Annotated in this window: 18 protein-coding genes; all 18 read left to right on the plus strand. The window is 41.2% G+C overall.

Annotated elements, in window-relative coordinates; genetic code table 11:
• Positions 1 to 84 precede the first annotated feature (84 nt).
• Positions 85 to 879 (plus strand): TIGR00282 family metallophosphoesterase, encoded by a 795-nt coding sequence (locus JOD45_RS03000; protein WP_205002380.1) that lies wholly within the window; start codon positions 85 to 87, stop codon positions 877 to 879.
• A gap of 101 nt (positions 880 to 980) precedes the next feature.
• Complete coding sequence (gene spoVS, locus JOD45_RS03005; protein WP_205002381.1) at positions 981 to 1,241, plus strand: stage V sporulation protein SpoVS; 261 nt, start codon at positions 981 to 983, stop codon at positions 1,239 to 1,241.
• 72 nt (positions 1,242 to 1,313) lie between these two features.
• On the plus strand, positions 1,314 to 2,237 hold the full coding sequence (locus JOD45_RS03010; protein ID WP_205002382.1) for a dipeptidase: 924 nt from the start codon (positions 1,314 to 1,316) through the stop codon (positions 2,235 to 2,237).
• A 139-nt stretch (positions 2,238 to 2,376) separates the two neighbouring features.
• Positions 2,377 to 4,131, plus strand: coding sequence for a 2-oxoacid:acceptor oxidoreductase subunit alpha (locus JOD45_RS03015; RefSeq protein ID WP_205002383.1), 1,755 nt, complete (start codon positions 2,377 to 2,379; stop codon positions 4,129 to 4,131).
• Positions 4,115 to 4,984, plus strand: a complete 870-nt coding sequence (locus tag JOD45_RS03020; RefSeq protein WP_205002384.1) for a 2-oxoacid:ferredoxin oxidoreductase subunit beta — start codon at positions 4,115 to 4,117, stop codon at positions 4,982 to 4,984. Before JOD45_RS03015 ends, JOD45_RS03020 begins: the two co-directional genes overlap by 17 nt.
• A 195-nt stretch (positions 4,985 to 5,179) precedes the next feature.
• A complete protein-coding gene (gene miaB, locus JOD45_RS03025) occupies positions 5,180 to 6,688 on the plus strand; it encodes a tRNA (N6-isopentenyl adenosine(37)-C2)-methylthiotransferase MiaB (RefSeq protein WP_205002385.1) in 1,509 nt (502 codons plus the stop codon).
• The gene (locus JOD45_RS03030) at positions 6,685 to 7,107 is read left to right on the plus strand and encodes a YlbF/YmcA family competence regulator (RefSeq protein ID WP_205002386.1); all 423 of its coding nucleotides are present in this window, start codon (positions 6,685 to 6,687) and stop codon (positions 7,105 to 7,107) included. Before miaB ends, JOD45_RS03030 begins: the two co-directional genes overlap by 4 nt.
• Before the next feature lie 230 nt (positions 7,108 to 7,337).
• The gene (gene cotE, locus JOD45_RS03035; protein WP_338056014.1) at positions 7,338 to 7,889 is read left to right on the plus strand and encodes an outer spore coat protein CotE; all 552 of its coding nucleotides are present in this window, start codon (positions 7,338 to 7,340) and stop codon (positions 7,887 to 7,889) included.
• A gap of 175 nt (positions 7,890 to 8,064) precedes the next feature.
• Positions 8,065 to 10,659 (plus strand): DNA mismatch repair protein MutS, encoded by a 2,595-nt coding sequence (mutS, locus tag JOD45_RS03040; protein ID WP_205002388.1) that lies wholly within the window; start codon positions 8,065 to 8,067, stop codon positions 10,657 to 10,659.
• Between the two features lie 17 nt (positions 10,660 to 10,676).
• A complete protein-coding gene (gene mutL / locus JOD45_RS03045) occupies positions 10,677 to 12,644 on the plus strand; it encodes a DNA mismatch repair endonuclease MutL (RefSeq protein ID WP_205002389.1) in 1,968 nt (655 codons plus the stop codon).
• A 390-nt stretch (positions 12,645 to 13,034) separates the two neighbouring features.
• Positions 13,035 to 13,313 (plus strand): DUF2642 domain-containing protein, encoded by a 279-nt coding sequence (locus JOD45_RS03050; protein WP_205002390.1) that lies wholly within the window; start codon positions 13,035 to 13,037, stop codon positions 13,311 to 13,313.
• Between the two features lie 35 nt (positions 13,314 to 13,348).
• Positions 13,349 to 13,549 carry a DUF2642 domain-containing protein gene (locus JOD45_RS03055; protein WP_205002391.1) on the plus strand — a complete coding sequence of 67 codons (201 nt, stop codon included), beginning with the start codon at positions 13,349 to 13,351 and terminating at the stop codon, positions 13,547 to 13,549.
• A 165-nt stretch (positions 13,550 to 13,714) separates the two neighbouring features.
• Positions 13,715 to 13,921: a hypothetical protein gene (locus JOD45_RS03060; RefSeq protein ID WP_205002392.1), complete on the plus strand. Its 207-nt coding sequence runs from the start codon at positions 13,715 to 13,717 to the stop codon at positions 13,919 to 13,921.
• 422 nt (positions 13,922 to 14,343) lie between these two features.
• A complete protein-coding gene (locus tag JOD45_RS03065; RefSeq protein WP_205002393.1) occupies positions 14,344 to 15,246 on the plus strand; it encodes a sulfurtransferase in 903 nt (300 codons plus the stop codon).
• Between the two features lie 95 nt (positions 15,247 to 15,341).
• The gene (gene miaA / locus JOD45_RS03070; RefSeq protein WP_380898409.1) at positions 15,342 to 16,307 is read left to right on the plus strand and encodes a tRNA (adenosine(37)-N6)-dimethylallyltransferase MiaA; all 966 of its coding nucleotides are present in this window, start codon (positions 15,342 to 15,344) and stop codon (positions 16,305 to 16,307) included.
• Positions 16,308 to 16,339: 32 nt separating this feature from the next.
• A complete protein-coding gene (gene hfq, locus JOD45_RS03075) occupies positions 16,340 to 16,570 on the plus strand; it encodes an RNA chaperone Hfq (RefSeq protein WP_205002394.1) in 231 nt (76 codons plus the stop codon).
• Positions 16,571 to 16,805: 235 nt separating this feature from the next.
• Positions 16,806 to 16,928 (plus strand): hypothetical protein, encoded by a 123-nt coding sequence (locus JOD45_RS16720; RefSeq protein ID WP_275583916.1) that lies wholly within the window; start codon positions 16,806 to 16,808, stop codon positions 16,926 to 16,928.
• Positions 16,929 to 17,103: 175 nt separating this feature from the next.
• Positions 17,104 to 19,098 carry an acetoacetate--CoA ligase gene (locus JOD45_RS03080; RefSeq protein WP_205002395.1) on the plus strand — a complete coding sequence of 665 codons (1,995 nt, stop codon included), beginning with the start codon at positions 17,104 to 17,106 and terminating at the stop codon, positions 19,096 to 19,098.
• Positions 19,099 to 19,250: the final 152 nt, after the last annotated feature.

Consider the following 19,250-nt stretch of genomic DNA (forward strand, 5'->3'; position numbering starts at 1 on the left):
TCGATGTATTCAAAAGGAAAACTTTTTTCAGGGACTTTTTGAACATCTTATAAAGTAACACTTAGCATGTTAAGGAGAATCATCATGAGAATTTTGTTTGTTGGAGATGTATACGGTAAATTGGGCAGGACAATGATTAAGGAATATTTGCAAAAATTAAAAGCCTGCTATAAACCGACTTTTACTATCGTAAATGGCGAAAATGCGGCCCATGGAAAAGGCATTACCGAAAAAATCTATCGGGAAATGATGGATTCAGGCGCAGATATGATCACGATGGGAAATCATACATGGGACAATCGGGATATCTTCGAGTTTATTGACAATGTCAACCGGATTGTTCGTCCTGCTAACTTCCCAGAAGGAACACCAGGTGTCGGTATGCAGTATTTAAAAATAAATCAGTTGGAGATGGCGGTTATTAACTTGCAAGGAAGGACTTTTCTTCCTGCGCTTGATGATCCGTTCCGGACTGCTGATCATCTGATTGAAGAAGCAAGAAAAAGAACACCGATGATCTTTGTGGATATTCATGCTGAGACAACAAGTGAGAAGATGGCGCTTGCGTGGTACTTGGATGGACGTGTATCAGCTGTCGTAGGCACACACACCCATGTTCAGACAGCAGATGAGAGAATTTTACCTAAAGGTACAGCCTATTTAACTGATGTAGGGATGACAGGTCCTTACGACGGCATTATCGGCGTTGAGCGCGAAGCTGTCATCAAGAAATTTTTAACGAATCTGCCTGTTCGGTTTGAAAGTGAAAAAGGCCGCGGCCAGTTAAGCAGCGTTATTATTGATATTGACGAGCAAACGGGCAAAGCCACACATATTCAAAGAAGGCTCATTAATGATGACCACCCATTTTATGATTAGTGTTTTTGAATTCTTAGAAAATTATTTTTAAATAGAAGGAATACCAGCATGAGTAGGGAATATATTTAGTATGGGATGACAATCTATAAGGAGGTACAGAAATGGATATATTAAAAGTTTCAGCAAAATCAAACCCTAACTCTGTAGCTGGCGCACTTGCTGGTGTCCTTCGCGAAAGAGGATCAGCAGAAATTCAAGCGATTGGTGCAGGTGCCTTAAACCAAGCGGTCAAGGCGGTAGCTATTGCGCGAGGATTTGTTGCACCGAGCGGAGTTGATCTTATTTGTATTCCAGCCTTTACGGATATCATGATTGAAGGTGAGGAAAGAACGGCTATTAAATTAATTGTAGAGCCGAGATAACAAGTTGATAGAAACGCGGCCTGTTTGTTCTTAAAAGAACAGACAGGCTTTTCGCATGAGAGGAGATAAGCGATGAAAATTTTTGACGGTCATTGTGATGTGCTTTACAGGCTGAAAGCTGAGCGTCATTTATCATTTGCTAAAGATAATGGGTTACATATTACGCATGAAAAGCTGAAAAAGTCAGGGGGCAAAGTGCAGTGTTTTGCCTTGTTCGTCAGCGACGATGTACCTGAGGAATCCAGATTTTCAGCGGTGTTAGAAATGATTGATATCTTTCATAAGCAAGTGATAGAACCTTACGATGATATGGTTTTTGTCAAATCAAAGCAAGACATTGATCGTTTAAAAGAAGGGCAAACTGGGGCGCTGTTAACGCTTGAAGGCTGTGATGCCATTGGCAAGGATATGATTAAATTGCGTACGTTGTTTCGATTGGGCGTAAGATCTGTCGGTTTAACTTGGAATCATGCTAACGCAGCGGCCGATGGTGCAACTGAACCAAGAGCAGGGGGATTAACCGGATTTGGATTTGAAGTTGTTAAGGAAAATAATCTTCATAAGGTTTGGACCGATGTCTCCCATCTTTCAGAGAGAAGTTTTTGGGATGTTATTGAAACAGCGGATTATCCGATCGCTTCCCATTCCAATGCCAGGGCACTTTGCGATCACCCAAGAAATTTAACGGATCAACAAATCAAAGCGCTTATTGATAAGAACAGCGTCATGGGAATTACTTTTGTTCCTGATTTTCTGACAGATCGTTCTGAAGCTGATATTAACGATATTCTCAGACACGTTGAACATGTGTGTGAACTGGGCGGAGAGAATATTATAGCTTTTGGCTCCGACTTTGACGGCATTAGCGAAACACCAAAAGAACTGAGATCTTTTGCGGATTATCATTATTTAGCAGAGGCTTGTTTGAAATATTATCCGGAAAAGCTTGTACGGGGATTTTTCTTTGAGCATTTTTATCGGGCATTGCCTCAATAAACTTGAAAAAATTTTTTCAAAGGGTTACATTTTAAAGGTGGTACGAATAAAAGATTTATCATTTTTAATATAAGGATAATCCTGCTATACCAACCATTCATTCATGTACCTACCGAAGTCAAGAAGGGATGAAAGATAAATGATCAATCAACTTTCGTGGAAAGTTGGCGGCCAACAGGGGGAAGGCATTGAAAGCACCGGCGAAATTTTCGCCAAAGCTTTATACCGCCTAGGTTACCATCTGTATGGGTACCGTCATTTTTCTTCACGTATTAAAGGCGGTCATACCAACAATAAAATCCGGGTCAGCACCGAAAAAATCCGTTCTGTGTCGGACGACTTGGATATTTTAGTTGCGTTTGACCAAGAAACCATCGATGTTAACTTTGAAGAATTGCGTCAAGGCGGCATCATTATTGCTGATGAAAAATTCAAACCTGTCAATCCTGACGACACGAAGGCCAAGCTATGTGTCGTTCCGTTTACAAAGATTGCAACAGAACTTGGAACATCGCTGATGAAGAACATGGTCGCCGTCGGCGCTTCCAGTGCTGCTTTGGGCATTCCTCTAGAAAACTATCATCCTATTGTTAAAGAGATTTTCGGACGTAAAGGCGACAAAGTCGTAGAGAGCAATATTCAAGCGATTGAAAAAGGCGCTGAATATTTCAATCGTGAAGCCGGCGGGCCTATTGACGACTTTACTTTGGCGCCGGGGGACGGCAAGCAAAGGATGTATATGATCGGCAATGATGCGATTGCTATGGGGGCTATTGCCGCAGGCGTCCGCATCATGAGCGCTTACCCGATCACACCGGCAAGTGAAATTATGGAATACCTGATTGATAAACTGCCGAAATTCGGCGGCACGGTTATCCAAACGGAAGACGAAATCGCTGCCGCGACGATGGCCATCGGCGCTAATTACAGCGGCGTCCGGGCATTTACGGCTTCTGCGGGACCAGGCTTGTCGCTAATGGCCGAGTCCATCGGTTTGGCCGGTATGACAGAAACCCCGCTCGTTGTCGTCGATACACAGCGCGGCGGTCCAAGCACCGGTCTTCCGACAAAACAGGAACAATCTGATATTATGGCGATGATCTACGGCACTCACGGGGAAATCCCGAAAGTCGTTATGGCGCCAAGCACTGTTGAAGAAGCATTTTATGATATGGTTGAAGCGTTCAATATTGCCGAGGAATATCAATGTCCGGTCATTCTCTTGTCTGATTTGCAGCTTTCTTTAGGCAAGCAAAGTGTTGATCCGTTTGATTATAATCGAATTGAGATTCGCCGCGGCAAATTAATGAATGAATCGCTGCCTGAAATCGATAAAAACGAAGGCTTTAAACGCTATGAAAATACACCGGACGGTATTTCCCCGCGGACGCTTCCAGGCATGAAAAACGGCCTGCACCATGTAACAGGCGTCGAGCATGCCGAAACCGGCAAACCGTCTGAGACGGCAGATAACCGCAAAGTCCAAATGGATAAACGGTTAAGAAAGCTTCGTCATCTTAAATTTGAAACACCTGTTCATATAGATGCCAAACATGAACGTCCCGACCTGTTATTAATCGGCATAGGATCCACTCGCGGGGCCATTGAAGAAGCTATGATGAGACTGGAAAATGAGGGCGTCAGCGTTAACCACGCTCATATTCGCCTGCTTCATCCGTTCCCGGCTGAAGAGATGAAACCGCTCATTGAAAAAGCCCGTCACGTGGTTGTCATTGAACAAAACGCGACAGGGCAGCTGGCTGGTCTGGTCAAACTTAACGTCGGCGGCAGGGATAAAATATCCAGCGTTCTTAAATACGACGGCAACCCATTTAAGCCGGCAGAAGTGTATAAAGAGTGTAAAGGAGTTGTTAGTCATGCCAGTCACGTTTAAAGATTTTCGCAACAAGGTTCGGCCGAACTGGTGCCCAGGGTGCGGGGATTTCTCCGTCCAAGCGTCAATCCAGCGAGCCGCAGCGAATTTAGGATTAACCCCTGACTCGCTCGCTATCATCAGCGGCATCGGCTGTTCCGGGAGAATATCCGGTTATATCAACTCCTACGGCTTTCACGGCATCCACGGACGGGCATTGCCGATTGCCCAAGGGGTAAAAATGGGCAACCGTGATTTAACCGTGATTGCCGCCGGCGGTGACGGCGACGGTTTTGCGATTGGCATGGGCCATACGATTCATGCGATTCGCCGGAACATCGATATTACTTATATTGTCATGGATAATCAAATTTACGGATTAACGAAAGGGCAAACATCACCGAGAAGCGACATGGGCTTTAAAACCAAAAGCACACCGGCCGGCTCCGTTGAATCGCCGCTTTCGATTATGGAAATGGCATTGACTGCCGGTGCAACTTTTGTCGCTCAAGGTTTCTCAAGTGATTTGAAAGACTTGACTTCTCTTATAGAACAAGGCATTCAGCATCAAGGTTTTTCCCTCATTAATGTATTCAGTCCTTGCGTCACGTATAACAAGGTGAACACGTATGACTGGTTTAAAGAACATTTGATCGACCTTAATGATATTGAAGACTATGATCCGCATAATAGAGTGGCAGCGATGCAAACGTTAATGGCACATAACGGGCTTGTTAAGGGGCTGATCTATCAAGACAATGAGAAAAAGTCTTATCAAGACATTGCTCCGGGATATAGTCAAGAGCCCCTTGCCGACACCAATATACAGTTAACAGAAGATCAATTCAAAGCGTTAGTCGGAGAATTTATGTAATAAAACCCCCTCAAAAATATTTTGAGGGGGATTTCAATATACGTTAAGCGTGTTTTCAGCGGCCGATTTTAGATAGTATAGAGCAGGCTGCAATCCGCAAGTACGCTGTAATAGCCTTTTCTATAAAGCTAATCTTTGCTATAATAAACAAGTTACCATGATGAACTGAGACCTTTGAAAGGAGGCTTCTAAAACATGAGTCAGACTAAAGAAAATAATAAAACCGAAAAGGATTATTCTAAATACTTTCAAACGACTTTTAAGCCGCCTTCATTAAAAGAAGCGAGAAGGCGCAGAAAAAAAACTATCCAAATTATAAATGATTTCAGCATTCCTGAAGATATAAAAGGTATCGGCAAAGGCAAAAAGTTTTTGATCCGCACCTACGGATGCCAAATGAATGAACATGATACAGAAGTCATGGCAGGTATTTTAAGCGAGATCGGTTATACAGCTACAGATAAAGAAGAAGAGGCGGATATCATCCTATTAAACACTTGCGCAATCAGGGAAAACGCGGAAAATAAAGTGTTTGGCGAAATCGGCCACCTTAAAAATTTAAAAAGAGAGAATCCTGATTTAATCCTTGGTGTTTGCGGATGTATGGCACAAGAAGAATCTGTTGTTAACCGCATATTAGAAAAACACCAGCATATGGATTTAATATTTGGTACGCACAATATCCATCGTCTTCCTCAGTTATTGAAAGAGGCGCTCTTAAGTAAAGAGATGGTTATGGAAGTATGGTCAAAAGAAGGCGATGTTGTTGAAAACTTGCCTAGAATGCGAAAGGGCAATATTAGAGCATGGGTTAATATTATGTACGGCTGCGACAAATTCTGCACATACTGCATCGTCCCTTATACGCGCGGCAAGGAAAGAAGCCGTCATCCAAAAGAAATCATTGACGAGGTTCGTGAGCTTGCCCGTCAAGGATACAAAGAAGTTACGCTTCTCGGCCAAAACGTTAATGCTTACGGGAAGGACCTAGATTCCGTTGAAAATTACGGTTTAGGCGATTTAATGGACGAAATTCGCAAGATTGATATTCCGCGTGTCCGTTTTACAACAAGCCATCCGCGAGACTTCGATGATCACCTTATTGAAGTGCTTGGAAAAGGCGGAAACCTTGTCGAGCATATTCACTTGCCGGTTCAGTCCGGGAACTCAGATATATTGAAAATCATGGGACGGAAATATACAAGAGAGAGATATTTGGAATTGTTTTATAAAATTAAAGAAGCTGTTCCGAATGCCTCATTTACAACTGATATCATCGTCGGTTTCCCAAATGAAACAGACGAGCAGTTTGAAGATACGATGTCCTTAGTTCGCGAATGTCAGTTTGACGGGGCATACACGTTCATTTATTCCCCGCGCGAAGGTACGCCGGCGGCTAGAATGGAAGACAACATTCCAATGGAAGTGAAAAAGGAACGGCTCCAGCGTTTAAATGCGCTTGTTAATGAGCTTGCGGCAAAAAGCAATGCGAAATTGCAAGATCAAGTCGTAGAAGTGCTTGTTGAAGGTACAAGCAAAAAGAATCCTGAAGTGCTGTCCGGGCATACAAGAACAAATAAAGTGGTTAATTTTCGCGGTCCAAAATCGCTGATTGGCGAATTGGTTAATGTTCGCATCACTGAGACCAAAACGTGGACGTTAGATGGTGAATTTGTTGAGAAGGCGGGTGTAAGTGTCAAATGACACAATATACGAGGGAGGAAGTTATTGCAAAGGCCCAAGAAATTGCCCAGATGATTGCAGCAACAGAGGAAGTCGATTTTTTCAAACGCGCAGAAGAGAAAATCAATAAGAATGAAAAGGTTCAAAATCTCATTGCGCAAATTAAACATTACCAAAAAGAATCCGTTAACTTACAGCATTATCAAAAACATGAAGCATTAAAGAAAAATGAAGAAAAAATTGACAAACTCTTAAAAGAGCTTGACAGTATTCCGGTTGTTCAATCATTTAAACAATCTCAAGAAGATGTCAATGATCTATTGCAATTAATTTCCAATACGATTTCCAACAAAGTCACCGAAGCAATCATTAAATCAACCGGCGGAGATTTATTGACGGGACAAACCGGCTCCGCATTAGAAGCGAAAAAAAACTGCTGACATGAGTGGTCAGCAGTTTTTTTGTTTTGAGATATTATATTAAGATTGTTAAGAAATTAATCACCTATAATTATATTATGTAAACTAAAATGTGGTTAGTGCCAAACCGCCTTTGCGATTCATAGTCTGTATAAGAAAGTATCTCGGGACAAAAGCAATAAATTTTAGCACACTGGTCATTCGTCCCGCATACGATGACAGAGAAGAAGGCAAAGAGGAGGTTTGGACTCGTGGCTGAAAACGGCTATAGAGAAATTATAACAAAGGCTATTTGCGGCAAAGGGAAAAAGTTCAGTCAAACAGCACATACTATTTCACCATCACATAAACCTTCTAGTATTCTTGGTTGTTGGGTGATCAATCATAAATATAAAACCCATTATCAAAAGGATTGCGTTATCGTAGAAGGTTCTTATGATGTGAACATTTGGTATTCTTACAGCAATAATACGAAAACAGAGGTAGTGACTGAAACAGTAACATATCGTGATCAAGTTGCATTAACGATAAAAGATAAAAAAGTCATTTCAGATCACCTTGAAGTGGCGGCAAGAACTCTGCAAGAGCCAAATTGTCTGGAAGCCAACATTTCTCCAAACGGCAATAAAATTGTTGCTCAAGTAGAAAGGGAATTCCTGGTTGAGGTGATTGGTGAAACAAAAGTAAGAGTTCAAGTTGACGAAGATGATTTGTTTGAAGAAGACGATGATTGGGAAGACGAATTAGAGGAAGCCTTTGAAGATTTAGATTCTGACTTTTTGGTCGGCGAAATAGAAGAATAATACCGCGGGGGAGAAGACGAGGATCTTCTTCCTCGTTTTGTTTTTTTAATTGGCCCTCTATGTTTTGATCATTTATTTCTAAAATTCATGATTCCCATTTCTTTGTCTTATAACCGGCATCTTATGATATAATACTTGTCGAATATAGTCACTGTTAGGAGTGGACAAAAAAAGTATGGCATATACTCCAATGATTCAGCAATATTTATCGATTAAGGCACAATATCCGGATGCCTTTTTATTTTTTCGCCTCGGTGATTTTTATGAAATGTTTTTTGAGGATGCGAAAAAGGCGTCGGTCGAATTAGAAATAACGTTAACTTCGCGGGACGGCGGGCAAAATGAAAGAATACCGATGTGCGGCGTGCCTTACCATGCTGCGAATCAATATATTAAAGTTCTAGTAGAAAAAGGTTATAAGATTGCCATTTGTGAACAGGTTGAAGATCCGAAATCCGCAAAGGGTGTTGTCAAGAGAGAAGTTATCCAACTAATTACACCAGGAACGGTGATGGATAACCAGTCTTTGACCCCTAAGGAGAATAACTATCTTACCTCAATATCGGCATTTAGTGATCATACATTTGGGTTTTCCGTTTGTGATCTCACAACCGGCGAAGTGAAGGTAACGAGTATTGCCAGCTGGGAAAGTGTCATTCAAGAACTTGCGGCTTATGAATCAAAGGAAGTTGTTGTTGCTCCCTCCTTTGATGAAACTGTATTGGATGAATTGAAACAAAGACTAAGCGTCACCGTCTCATTTGAAGAAAATGAAGAGATTCCAGATGCTTTAAAGAAATTGGCTGACGCGATTGACCAAGCAAAGATGCAAAAATCTCTCGGGCGCTTGCTGCAATATTTGGTCAAAACGCAAAAGCGCTCTTTAGACCATCTGCAGCCCGCTGAATTTTATGCGGTGCAAGATTATATGGCAATTGATCCGAATTCAAGACGCAATCTTGAACTTGTAGCCACTATGAAAGAAAAGAAGAAATTTGGATCGTTATTATGGCTTTTGGATAAAACAAAAACGGCAATGGGCGGAAGAAAGCTCAAACAATGGATTGAGAAGCCCCTTTTAAATCAAGAAAAAATAAATGAAAGACTTTCTTGTGTCGAATCATTGATAGATCACTATTTTGAAAGGGAAACGGTCAGAGAGAGTTTAGAGAAAGTATACGATTTAGAACGGCTTGTCGGCCGTGTTGCTTTTGGCAATGTTAATGCCCGCGAATTAATTCAATTAAAGCAATCATTGGCGCAAGTGCCTGCAGTTATTCAGGCATTAAATGATATTGACAATGATGTCATTAAACAATTGGCGGAAAGAATGGATCCGTGTGCTGACGTGAAAGAGATCATTGAAAAGGGGATCATTGATGATCCGCCGATCTCGATTACTGACGGCGGAATTATTAAAAGCGGATATCATGAAAAGCTGGATCAATATCGCGATATCAGTCAAAACGGTAAAGCTTGGATTGCCGAACTTGAACAAGCAGAGCGTGAAAATACAGGAATTAAGTCATTAAAAATCGGCTATAATAAAGTATTCGGCTATTATATTGAAGTCACGAAAGCTAATTTGAAGTATTTGCCTGAGGGCCGCTATGAAAGAAAACAAACGCTGGCAAATGCTGAACGGTTCATCACTCCGGAGCTGAAGGAAAAAGAAAAATTAATTCTAGAAGCTGAAGAGAAAATGGTTGATTTGGAATATGAACTGTTTCAAGAGATTAGAAGCCTTATTAAAGAGCATTCAATAAGACTGCAAGAATTGGCACAGCTGATCAGCCGGATTGATGTTCTGCAAAGCTTCGCTGTCGTAAGTGAAAATAATCAATATACGAAGCCGGTTTTTTCAGACGATAGAACGATTGAGCTTAAGGAATCTCGTCATCCGGTTGTAGAGCAAGTAATAGAAAATAATGTGTTCGTAGCAAATGATTTATCAATGGATGAATCTTGTGATATGCTCTTGATTACCGGACCGAATATGGGCGGAAAGAGTACGTTTATGAGGCAGGTGGCGCTGTCGGCTATCATGGCGCAAATGGGCTGCTTTGTCCCTGCTGAACATGCCGTGCTCCCGATATTTGATCAGATCTTTACCCGGATTGGGGCGGCTGATGATCTTGTCTCCGGACAAAGCACCTTCATGGTTGAAATGATGGAAGCCCAGTACGCCTTGTCGCACGCGACACAAAATAGTTTAATTTTATTAGATGAAATAGGAAGAGGGACATCGACCTATGACGGGATTGCCATTGCTCAGGCCATCGTTGAGTACATCCATGATCATATATCTGCGAAAACATTATTTTCAACCCACTATCATGAGCTCACGCAATTAGAAGAGCAGCTGTCCCGATTAAAAAATGTTCATGTCACTGCTATGGAAGAAGATGGCAAGGTTGTCTTCTTGCATAAAGTATTGCCAGGACAAGCCGATAAAAGCTACGGCATTCATGTGGCCAAGCTGGCCAGCCTTCCAGACGCATTGATTGACCGAGCTAATGTGATATTAAATGATTTAGAAGGAAAAGAAGAAGAAAAAACTTTGCCTATACCGTCCCATAATAGAATATCTGAGAACAGTGAACAGCTGGCTTTTTTTGCAAATGAGACGTCTAATAAACAAGAAAGGCCGGCAGCCGACTCAAAGGAAAAGCAAATCATAACAGCCTTGAAATCCATTGATCTTCTAGCTATGAATCCTATGGAAGCGATGAACGAGCTTTATAGATTGCAGACATTATTGAAAAAATAACCATACGGAGGGCCGCTATGGGAAAAATAATCAAACTGGATGAGCCGCTGGCTAATAAAATAGCTGCAGGAGAAGTCGTTGAACGGCCGGCATCAATTGTAAAAGAATTAGTAGAAAACTCATTAGACGCCGGGGCCACTAAGGTTCAGGTTGATGTTGAAGAGGGCGGTCTCAGCAAAATAAAAATTACTGATAATGGTCACGGCATTGCGCCTGAAGACTGCCGTATCGCCTTCGAACGTCATGCCACGAGTAAAATATCAGAAGAAAGCGATCTGTTTCATATACGCACGCTTGGGTTTCGCGGAGAAGCTCTGCCAAGCATCGCCTCCGTTTCACATGTCGAATTGAAGACAGGCACTGGCGATGGCCCTGGGAGCCACTTAATTTTACAAGGCGGCCACGTGATCCAGCAAGGGCATACAGACAGCCGCCGCGGTACTGAAATTACAGTGAGAAACCTTTTTTACAATACACCGGCGCGCTTAAAACATTTAAAAACCATTCATACGGAACTTGGAAATATAACCGATACGATGAATAAGTTAGCACTCGCGCATCCAGATGTGCGATTTCATCTTACGCATAATCATAAAACGCTATTAAACACAAACGGCAAAAGCGATCTAAGGCAAGTGATTGCAGCCATTTATGGCATGCAAACAGCCAAACTCTCATTGCCTTTCAGCGGCGAATCTTTAGACTTTAAAATCTATGGCCGTATTGTGAAACCAGAAATTACAAGAGCCGGCAGACAATATGTCTATATATTGATTAATAGCAGGTATATCAAGAACTATCCGATATTCAATGCTATTATTAATGGATGTCATACTTTGCTGCCAATCGGCCGCTATCCAATCGCCGTTATTCATATTGAAATGGATCCAACATTAATTGATGTTAACGTCCACCCCGCCAAACTCGAAGCGCGGATAAGCAAAGAGAAGGAACTGTGCGGACTCATTGAGAAAACGATTAAAGAAACGTTTCACAAAGAGCGGCTGATTCCTGCAGTTAAGAAAACAGATAAACCTGAAAGATTAAAATCAGACCAACAAATGTTTGATTTCAGCGAACCTCTATTTTCGCAAAGACAGCCGGCAAAAGATTCCGAGTTAAAAACAGTTTCTCACGATCAACAAACAGATGCTTTGAATGCAACGGACAATCATGCCGGCGAAGAGAGCGGCAGCGCCCATTATGAGGAGCCCCGGCATACTCAGGAAGTTATTCGTGAACCGGGTCATCATCCAGAAACTGCGGAAACTGAGAAATTGTCATTAAATAATGAAATCACCGTTCATCACAATGATCAGGTGATTCCTCCGGCTGACGAACCGGAGCCTGCTGCGCCGGAAGAAGCGACGCAAGATCCGGCATTGGTTTCTCCAAATAAGAAGCGGATGCCGAAGCTCTACCCAATCGGTCAAATGCATGGCACTTACATTTTTGCCCAAAATGAAGACGGACTTTATATCATCGATCAACATGCGGCTCAAGAAAGAATAAAGTATGAATTTTTCCGGGAAAAAGTAGCGCAAACCGAACATGAAGTTCAAGAATGCCTCGTGCCCATAACATTTGAATTTACCGCGAAAGAATATGCCATTATTGAAGAATATCATGATTATTTAAAAAAACTGGGATTGGACTTTGAACCTTTTGGCCAGCATTCTTTTATTGTTCGGTCACATCCAACATGGTTTCCAAAAGGAAAAGAAAAGGAGACCATCGAAGATATTGTCCAACAGCTTTTGGAAAATAATCATGTATCTATAAAAAAATTAAGAGAAAAATTAGCGATCATGATGTCTTGCAAAAAGTCAATCAAGGCCAATCAATATTTGCGCGATGATGAAATTGAAGCCCTGCTGGAACAGTTAAGACTGGCGGAAGATCCGTTCACATGCCCGCATGGCCGCCCTGTTATTGTTCATTTTTCGAGCTATGAAATGGAAAAGCTGTTTAAACGCGTGATGTAATGGGGATTAGCGTGGTTATTTTCCAGCATTTTGCCGTTTTTCTTTATAACCGAATCAATACCCTCATTGATTGTAAATTTGTCTGCCTTATTGCCGTTCGATTTCTTATATTCCTTTTGCTTCCCTTAAATATTATGGTTAAATCTATAAATCCTTTGGATACATAACTGCCTCGGTACTGTTTTCTGCAGTATAGAGGCAGTTTTTTTTGCAGTGAAAAGGATAGATTATTCAATTATGAGCTGAAAATCGCTAAAAAGAGGAGAATGAATGCTCATTTGACCTTTAAATGAACGTGTTATGTAACTGAATATAATTGTCCGTTGCAAAAACAGCGCTTTGTACATTTACTATTAACAAAAAGACATTTATAAAAAGGAGCCGCATTAAATGGAATCTAAATTTAAAAGAGAAGCCAATAATCTCGTTGGCAGCCGTGTAAAAGTAGTTACTACTATTGGCGCAGTGACGGGGATTTTAGAGTCTGTTGGCGATGACTTCTTAGTTTTGCGTGTAAGAATACGAAATCGTACTTTTAGATTTATCATTCGTCTAGCTCTGATCGTTGCACTATTGCGCGTATTAACAGACGGATGCTATGAAGAAGTTTACAGCTATGAAGAAAATAATACTTTCGATCAAGAAGATGAAAGATTAGAAAATTTTTAGACTGGAAACTAAAGATTATGAAGGGTGAGTTATAAATGATTGATTTCGTTCACGAGGCGAAAAACTTAATTGGACAAAAGGTTCGTGTGATCACTGAAAACGGAAATTACACTGGTAAACTGTTAGCTGTCGGCGATGATGCGCTTGTTTTGCAGGTCCGCACTAACGGCCGATTGCGCCGGCTAATCATTCGTATTGCCGAGATTATTATTTTGTTTTCATTATTAGGCGTTTAATTTAATAGCTCTGATCATCATCCAGCTGTCGATACGTTTATATAAGCTGTAAATTTTTCCTTTTTCTACCTGAAAAAATTAAGTCTAATATATTAATATATTGATACATTCCCTTCTTTTAAAAAGAGAATATAAATATTATATATTTTTTAAGGAGGGAAAGTGATGGGACATCAAAGCTGCAATTGTCACAAGTCTGCTGAAAAACCAACAATGAAAGAAAAGGAAAAAAAGAACACTATGACTGACAAAAATAAAAATACAGCTGAAGTTATTCAAAGCGGAAATTCCCGTGTCAATATTCGTATCAATAACAGCACAACTGCTGAAGCGGAAGCTGAAGAGGAAGAAAAGCGCAGAAGAAAATCGTAAGCCATGACGGATTCATGGAAGATTAATATGATATAACTGATATTATGCAAGTGTTAAAAACAACAGGATTCTTTTTAGAGTCCTGTTTTTATAATGCTGAGTCCTGCTGCTGTTCTGCATGGTTATGATGAATAAGAAATATACTGTGAAGCGATGCTATATGCCTTGGGAAAATAGAAAACGGTCCTGTAGTTGAACCAAGAGGCTCTTTCTTTATCAGCTGTCCATTTTTGCCGCATATAGTTGTAAAAACACGCGGCATCATGTTATTGTTATGATATTCCTCTCGGTGAAAATCATTTAAATCAAACTTTTTAAGCTTTATGCCGTCTTATGAAATAGAATCATTTAAAACGTTTTACATCAACCACTCGCAGAATTTTAAAGATCGCTTTCATGATGAAAAATAGGGGAAGTTAAGATTGGATAAGAATAGGAAATCCTTAAGAACACCTCTGCCGCTCGATGAGAAATTGCTTCAGCCATCCCAGCTCAAACAGTTCATCGAGGATAAAAACTCTGATAGTCAATGTCACGGCTTTAAGATTTTTGAAGTCGGTTGGCAAGGTTTAGATAGTTATCATCAGGGCCATATCCCCGGAGCTTTTTATTTAGATACGAATGAGATTGAAGAGAAACCGCTTTGGAACCGCAAGTCAGATAAAGAACTCAAAAGAGTTTTTGAAAAGAACGGAATGACCTGCGATCAGACAATGATTTTATACAGTAAAAATACGATGGCAGCTGCTCGTGCGGCTGTTATACTCATGTATGCGGGTGTTAAGGATGTCCGCTTATTAGACGGCGGCTATCCGGCGTGGGTTTCTGAAGGATATAAAATTGATAACATACCGCATTTTCCCGAACCAGTGAATGATTTCGGGGAGGGCATGCCTGCGTGTCCAAACTATTTTACAAGTATAGACAAACTTAAAAGCTGTTATGATAATGCTGAGACCGTCCTTAGTGATATACGAAGTTGGCAGGAATATATTGGGGAAACAAGCGGCTATAGTTATATTAATAAGAGAGGCCGCATTAAAGGAGCAAAATGGGGACACGCTGGCTCAGATGCTTATCATTTGCAAGACTATCATGACAAAAACGGAAAAATGCGCCATCCTCAGCAAATGGCTGGCAATTGGAAAAAATGGGGTATCACCCCCGATAAACAAGTCATTTTCTATTGCGGGACAGGCTGGAGAGCAAGTGTGGCATTCTTTTGCGCTTATTTAATGGGATGGGATAATATCTCTATTTTTGACGGCGGATGGTATGAATGGAGCAGCGATCCGGCTCTGCCCATTGAGACAGGGGAACCCTAATAAAAACTGACGGCGCTTTATCAGGCCGTTTTTAAATGAATGTTCCCCGGGTTATGATAGAGAAGAGAAGATTATCGGAGAGAAAGGTAAATAACATGAATCAAGCAATGAAAAAAAAGGGGAAAGTTGTTGCTGTTGTCGGGCCGACAGCTGTCGGAAAAACAGCTCTGAGCCTAGAGCTTGCGGCTCGCTTGAATGGAGAAATTATCAATGGGGATGCTATGCAAGTCTATAAAGGTTTAGACATTGGAACAGCCAAAATACCCATTCATGAAAGACGGGGCATTCCTCATCATCTCATTGATTTTTTGCCTCCTGATCATTCATATACAGTAGCTGATTTCCAAGCTGGTGCAAGGCAATGGATTCATAAGCTTAATGAACAAAACAAGCTGCCTGTTCTTGTTGGCGGGACAGGGTTATACATAAAAGCAGCCTTATATGATTATCAGTTCTCTGACATTGACTCACAGCCTGAGCTGCGGCAAGAACTCGAATATACTGCACGTATAGAAGGGGCTGAGTCTTTGTACCATAAACTGCAAGACGTCGATCCTGTTTCAGCGGAAAAAATACACCCCAACAATGTCAAGCGGGTGATCAGGGCGTTAGAAGTTTTCTATACTACGGGCGTCCCATTCAGCCGGCATCAGCAAAATGAAAAGCCGAAACCGCTTTATAATATGGTGCTTGTTGGCTTAACGATGGATCGAGACATGCTTTATGAACGAATTAATCAACGTGTCGACGAAATGATTGAAGCAGGGTTGATTGAAGAAGCCAGACACTTGTATGACCTTGGCATTAAGAATACCCAGTCAGTTCAAGCCATCGGGTATAAAGAGCTTTATCTCTATTTTGACGGCAAATGTTCATTAGATGAGGCTGTTCGCCTGCTTAAACGCAATTCAAGGCGATTTGCCAAGCGGCAATTTACATGGTTTAAGCGCCAAATGGATATCACATGGTTTGATATGACAGATTATCAATCGAATTTTTCACAAAAAGCGCAAGAAATCCTTGCGTTTGTAGCAGGAAAGTTTGCAAAAGAGTCGAAATAACTGATATAGAGAAAAAGAGGAGGATCATGGCCATGAAACAAAGCATTAATATTCAAGATACGTTTTTGAACCAGCTGCGTAAGGAAGGAACATTTGTAACGGTTTTCCTTCTTAATGGATTTCAATTAAAAGGAACAATAAAAGCTTTTGATAATTTTACCGTGCTTATTGAAACAGATGGCAAGCAGCAATTGATATTTAAGCATGCGATATCAACTTTTTCTCCAGCACGTCCTGTCAATTTGAATGTACAAGAAGAATAAAGAATAAGGAACTTTGAAGTCTCTGAATCAATGCCGCCTCCTGATCGCCAATGATTAGGAGGTTCTTTTTTGGGAAACATTTTTAAACACTAATATAAATATTTCCCCGGCAAGCGCATAAGTCGACAAATAACATAAAAAAGAACTGCATCATTGTCGAAATATTCAACCATATGTTACTTATGCGTATAAAAATTTAATCTTATCAAAAATTAAGTTAAGAGGTGGTGATATAATGGAAAAGAAGAAGGCGGCTAAAGAAAATAAAAACCATGCTAAATCCCCAAAAAACAATATGATCTCAAAGGAACAAAGGCCTTTGCCGCAGCCTAAAGATTATGAGGAAATTGAATATTAAACGCTTTTTAAGGGACATGATGGCAGAAACAAACTTGGCGCGGCATCTGTGTTGCCAAGCTCATGTGATGTTAAAATGTCCCTTTGGGTTTTTAATATATAGAATATTATCTATAATATAAAATAAGGGATTGTTTAAACGATTCCAAATCACTGTTAATGGGAGGGGAGAAATAATGGCAGCAACGATTAAAGAAGGGAACCTTTTATGGGAACCGCCTGAAGATGCAATAAAGCAATCTGCAATGGTGCGATATATGAATTGGCTAAAAGAAAATAGAGGGTATCAATTTTCTTCTTATGATGAGTTATGGCAATGGTCTGTCACACACCTGGAGGACTTTTGGTCATCGATATGGTATTTCTTTGATGTAAAGGCGTCAGTTCCTTATACAACTGTATTAGAAGACGCTGATATGCCTGGCGCTAAATGGTTCAAAGGAGCAAAATTAAATTATGCCGAACATATTTTCCGCCATATTAATAAAGAAAAAACGGCGGTTATTCACGCTTCAGAATCTAGGGCTGATGGTGCATTGACTTGGAAGGATCTCTATGAACAGACAGCCAGCATAGCCGAAGGCTTAAAACAGCTTGGCGTTAAACCCGGGGATCGAGTCGTTAGTTATGCACCGAATATTCCTGAAACACTGATTGCTTTTCTTGCCTGTGCATCCATTGGCGCTGTTTGGTCGAGCTGTTCCCCGGACTTTGGCGATTTAAGCGTCATAGATCGGTTTAATCAGGTCGAACCGAAAGTGATGTTTACCGTTGACGGCTATAAGTACGGGGGAAAAAGCTACAATCGATTGAAAACCGTTGCAAATATACAAAAAGCTATACCGACGCTAAATCATACCATTGTTATTCCTTGCCTTAATGATCATCCTGATTTAAATATAAGCGGATTGAAAAATGTTATAAAATGGGAAAAGGTGGTTCATCAGCATCGGAACGCGCCATTATCGTTTGAACAGGTAGCCTTTGATCATCCATTATGGATTTTGTATTCATCAGGTACAACGGGTATACCGAAAGCAATCGTTCAAAGCCAGGGCGGCATATTGCTTGAGCATTTAAAATCGATTGCGCTGCAAATGGATTTGAATCAGGATGATCGGTTTTTTTGGTTTACGACAACCGGATGGATGATGTGGAATGTACTCGTCAGCGGTCTGCTTGCAGGAGCGACGGTTCTCCTCTATGACGGCAATCCTGGATATCCAGATATGAACACATTATGGAAATTTGCAGAAAAGACCGGTATGACCTATTTTGGCACGAGTGCCAGCTATTTGTCATCTTGTGCAAAGGCGGGGGTTGAACCGGGGAGAATATTTGACCTCAGAAGCCTAAAAGCCGTGGGCACAACGGGTTCGCCTTTGACTGTCAACGGTTTTCAATGGGTTTATGAGCATGTGAAGAAAGATTTGTGGCTGGCATCAGTAAGCGGCGGGACTGATCTATGCACAGCTTTTGTCGGCGGGTCGCCGCTGCTGCCCGTCCATGCGGGAGAAATCCAATGCCGAACACTAGGTGCGGCAGTAGAGGCTTTTGATGACAACGGACGGCCTTTAATTGACGCTGTCGGTGAATTGGTGATCACAAAACCGATGCCTTCCATGCCGATTTATTTTTGGAACGATCCTGACAACAAGCGTTATCGGGACAGCTATTTTGATATGTATCCGGGCATTTGGCGCCACGGTGATTTTATTAAAATCACATCCCGCGGGTCATGTATCATTTATGGACGGTCAGATGCGACGATTAACCGCGGCGGTATCCGCATGGGGACAAGCGAAATTTATCATGCTGTTGAAGGGGTCGAAGAGGTGGCCGACAGTTTGGTGGTTGACGTTCAAAATGCTGATGGTGAATCTTTTATGCCTTTATTTATTGTTGTGCGAGAAAATGTACAATTAGACGAATCATTAAAAAATAAAATTAAACATCGTATCAGGGAAAACTGTTCGCCGCGCCATGTACCGAACGATATTTTTGCAGTCGCAGATATTCCAAAAACTTTGAATGGCAAAAAATTAGAAGTTCCAGTTAAAAAAATTCTTATGGGTACACCGCTTGAAAAAGCCGTTAATCAAGGGTCGCTGAGCAATCCGGATTCGCTGGAATTTTTTGTGGACTTAGCTGAAAGACTGAATGGCAGGTAAAAACCGGGCGTTCTTCTTTGTCCGGTTTTTATTTTTTGCATTAAAGTTCTACTATCGTCATTCTTTGACTTGTATTATGATATGATTGGATAGGAAAATACGAGTGAGGTGAGCCGTTCTAATGGAAGATCCTTAATTGCAAGTGTTGGTCA

Origin of the sequence: Scopulibacillus daqui, assembly GCF_016908855.1 — a bacterium.
Classification (GTDB): domain Bacteria; phylum Bacillota; class Bacilli; order Bacillales; family Sporolactobacillaceae; genus Scopulibacillus_A; species Scopulibacillus_A daqui.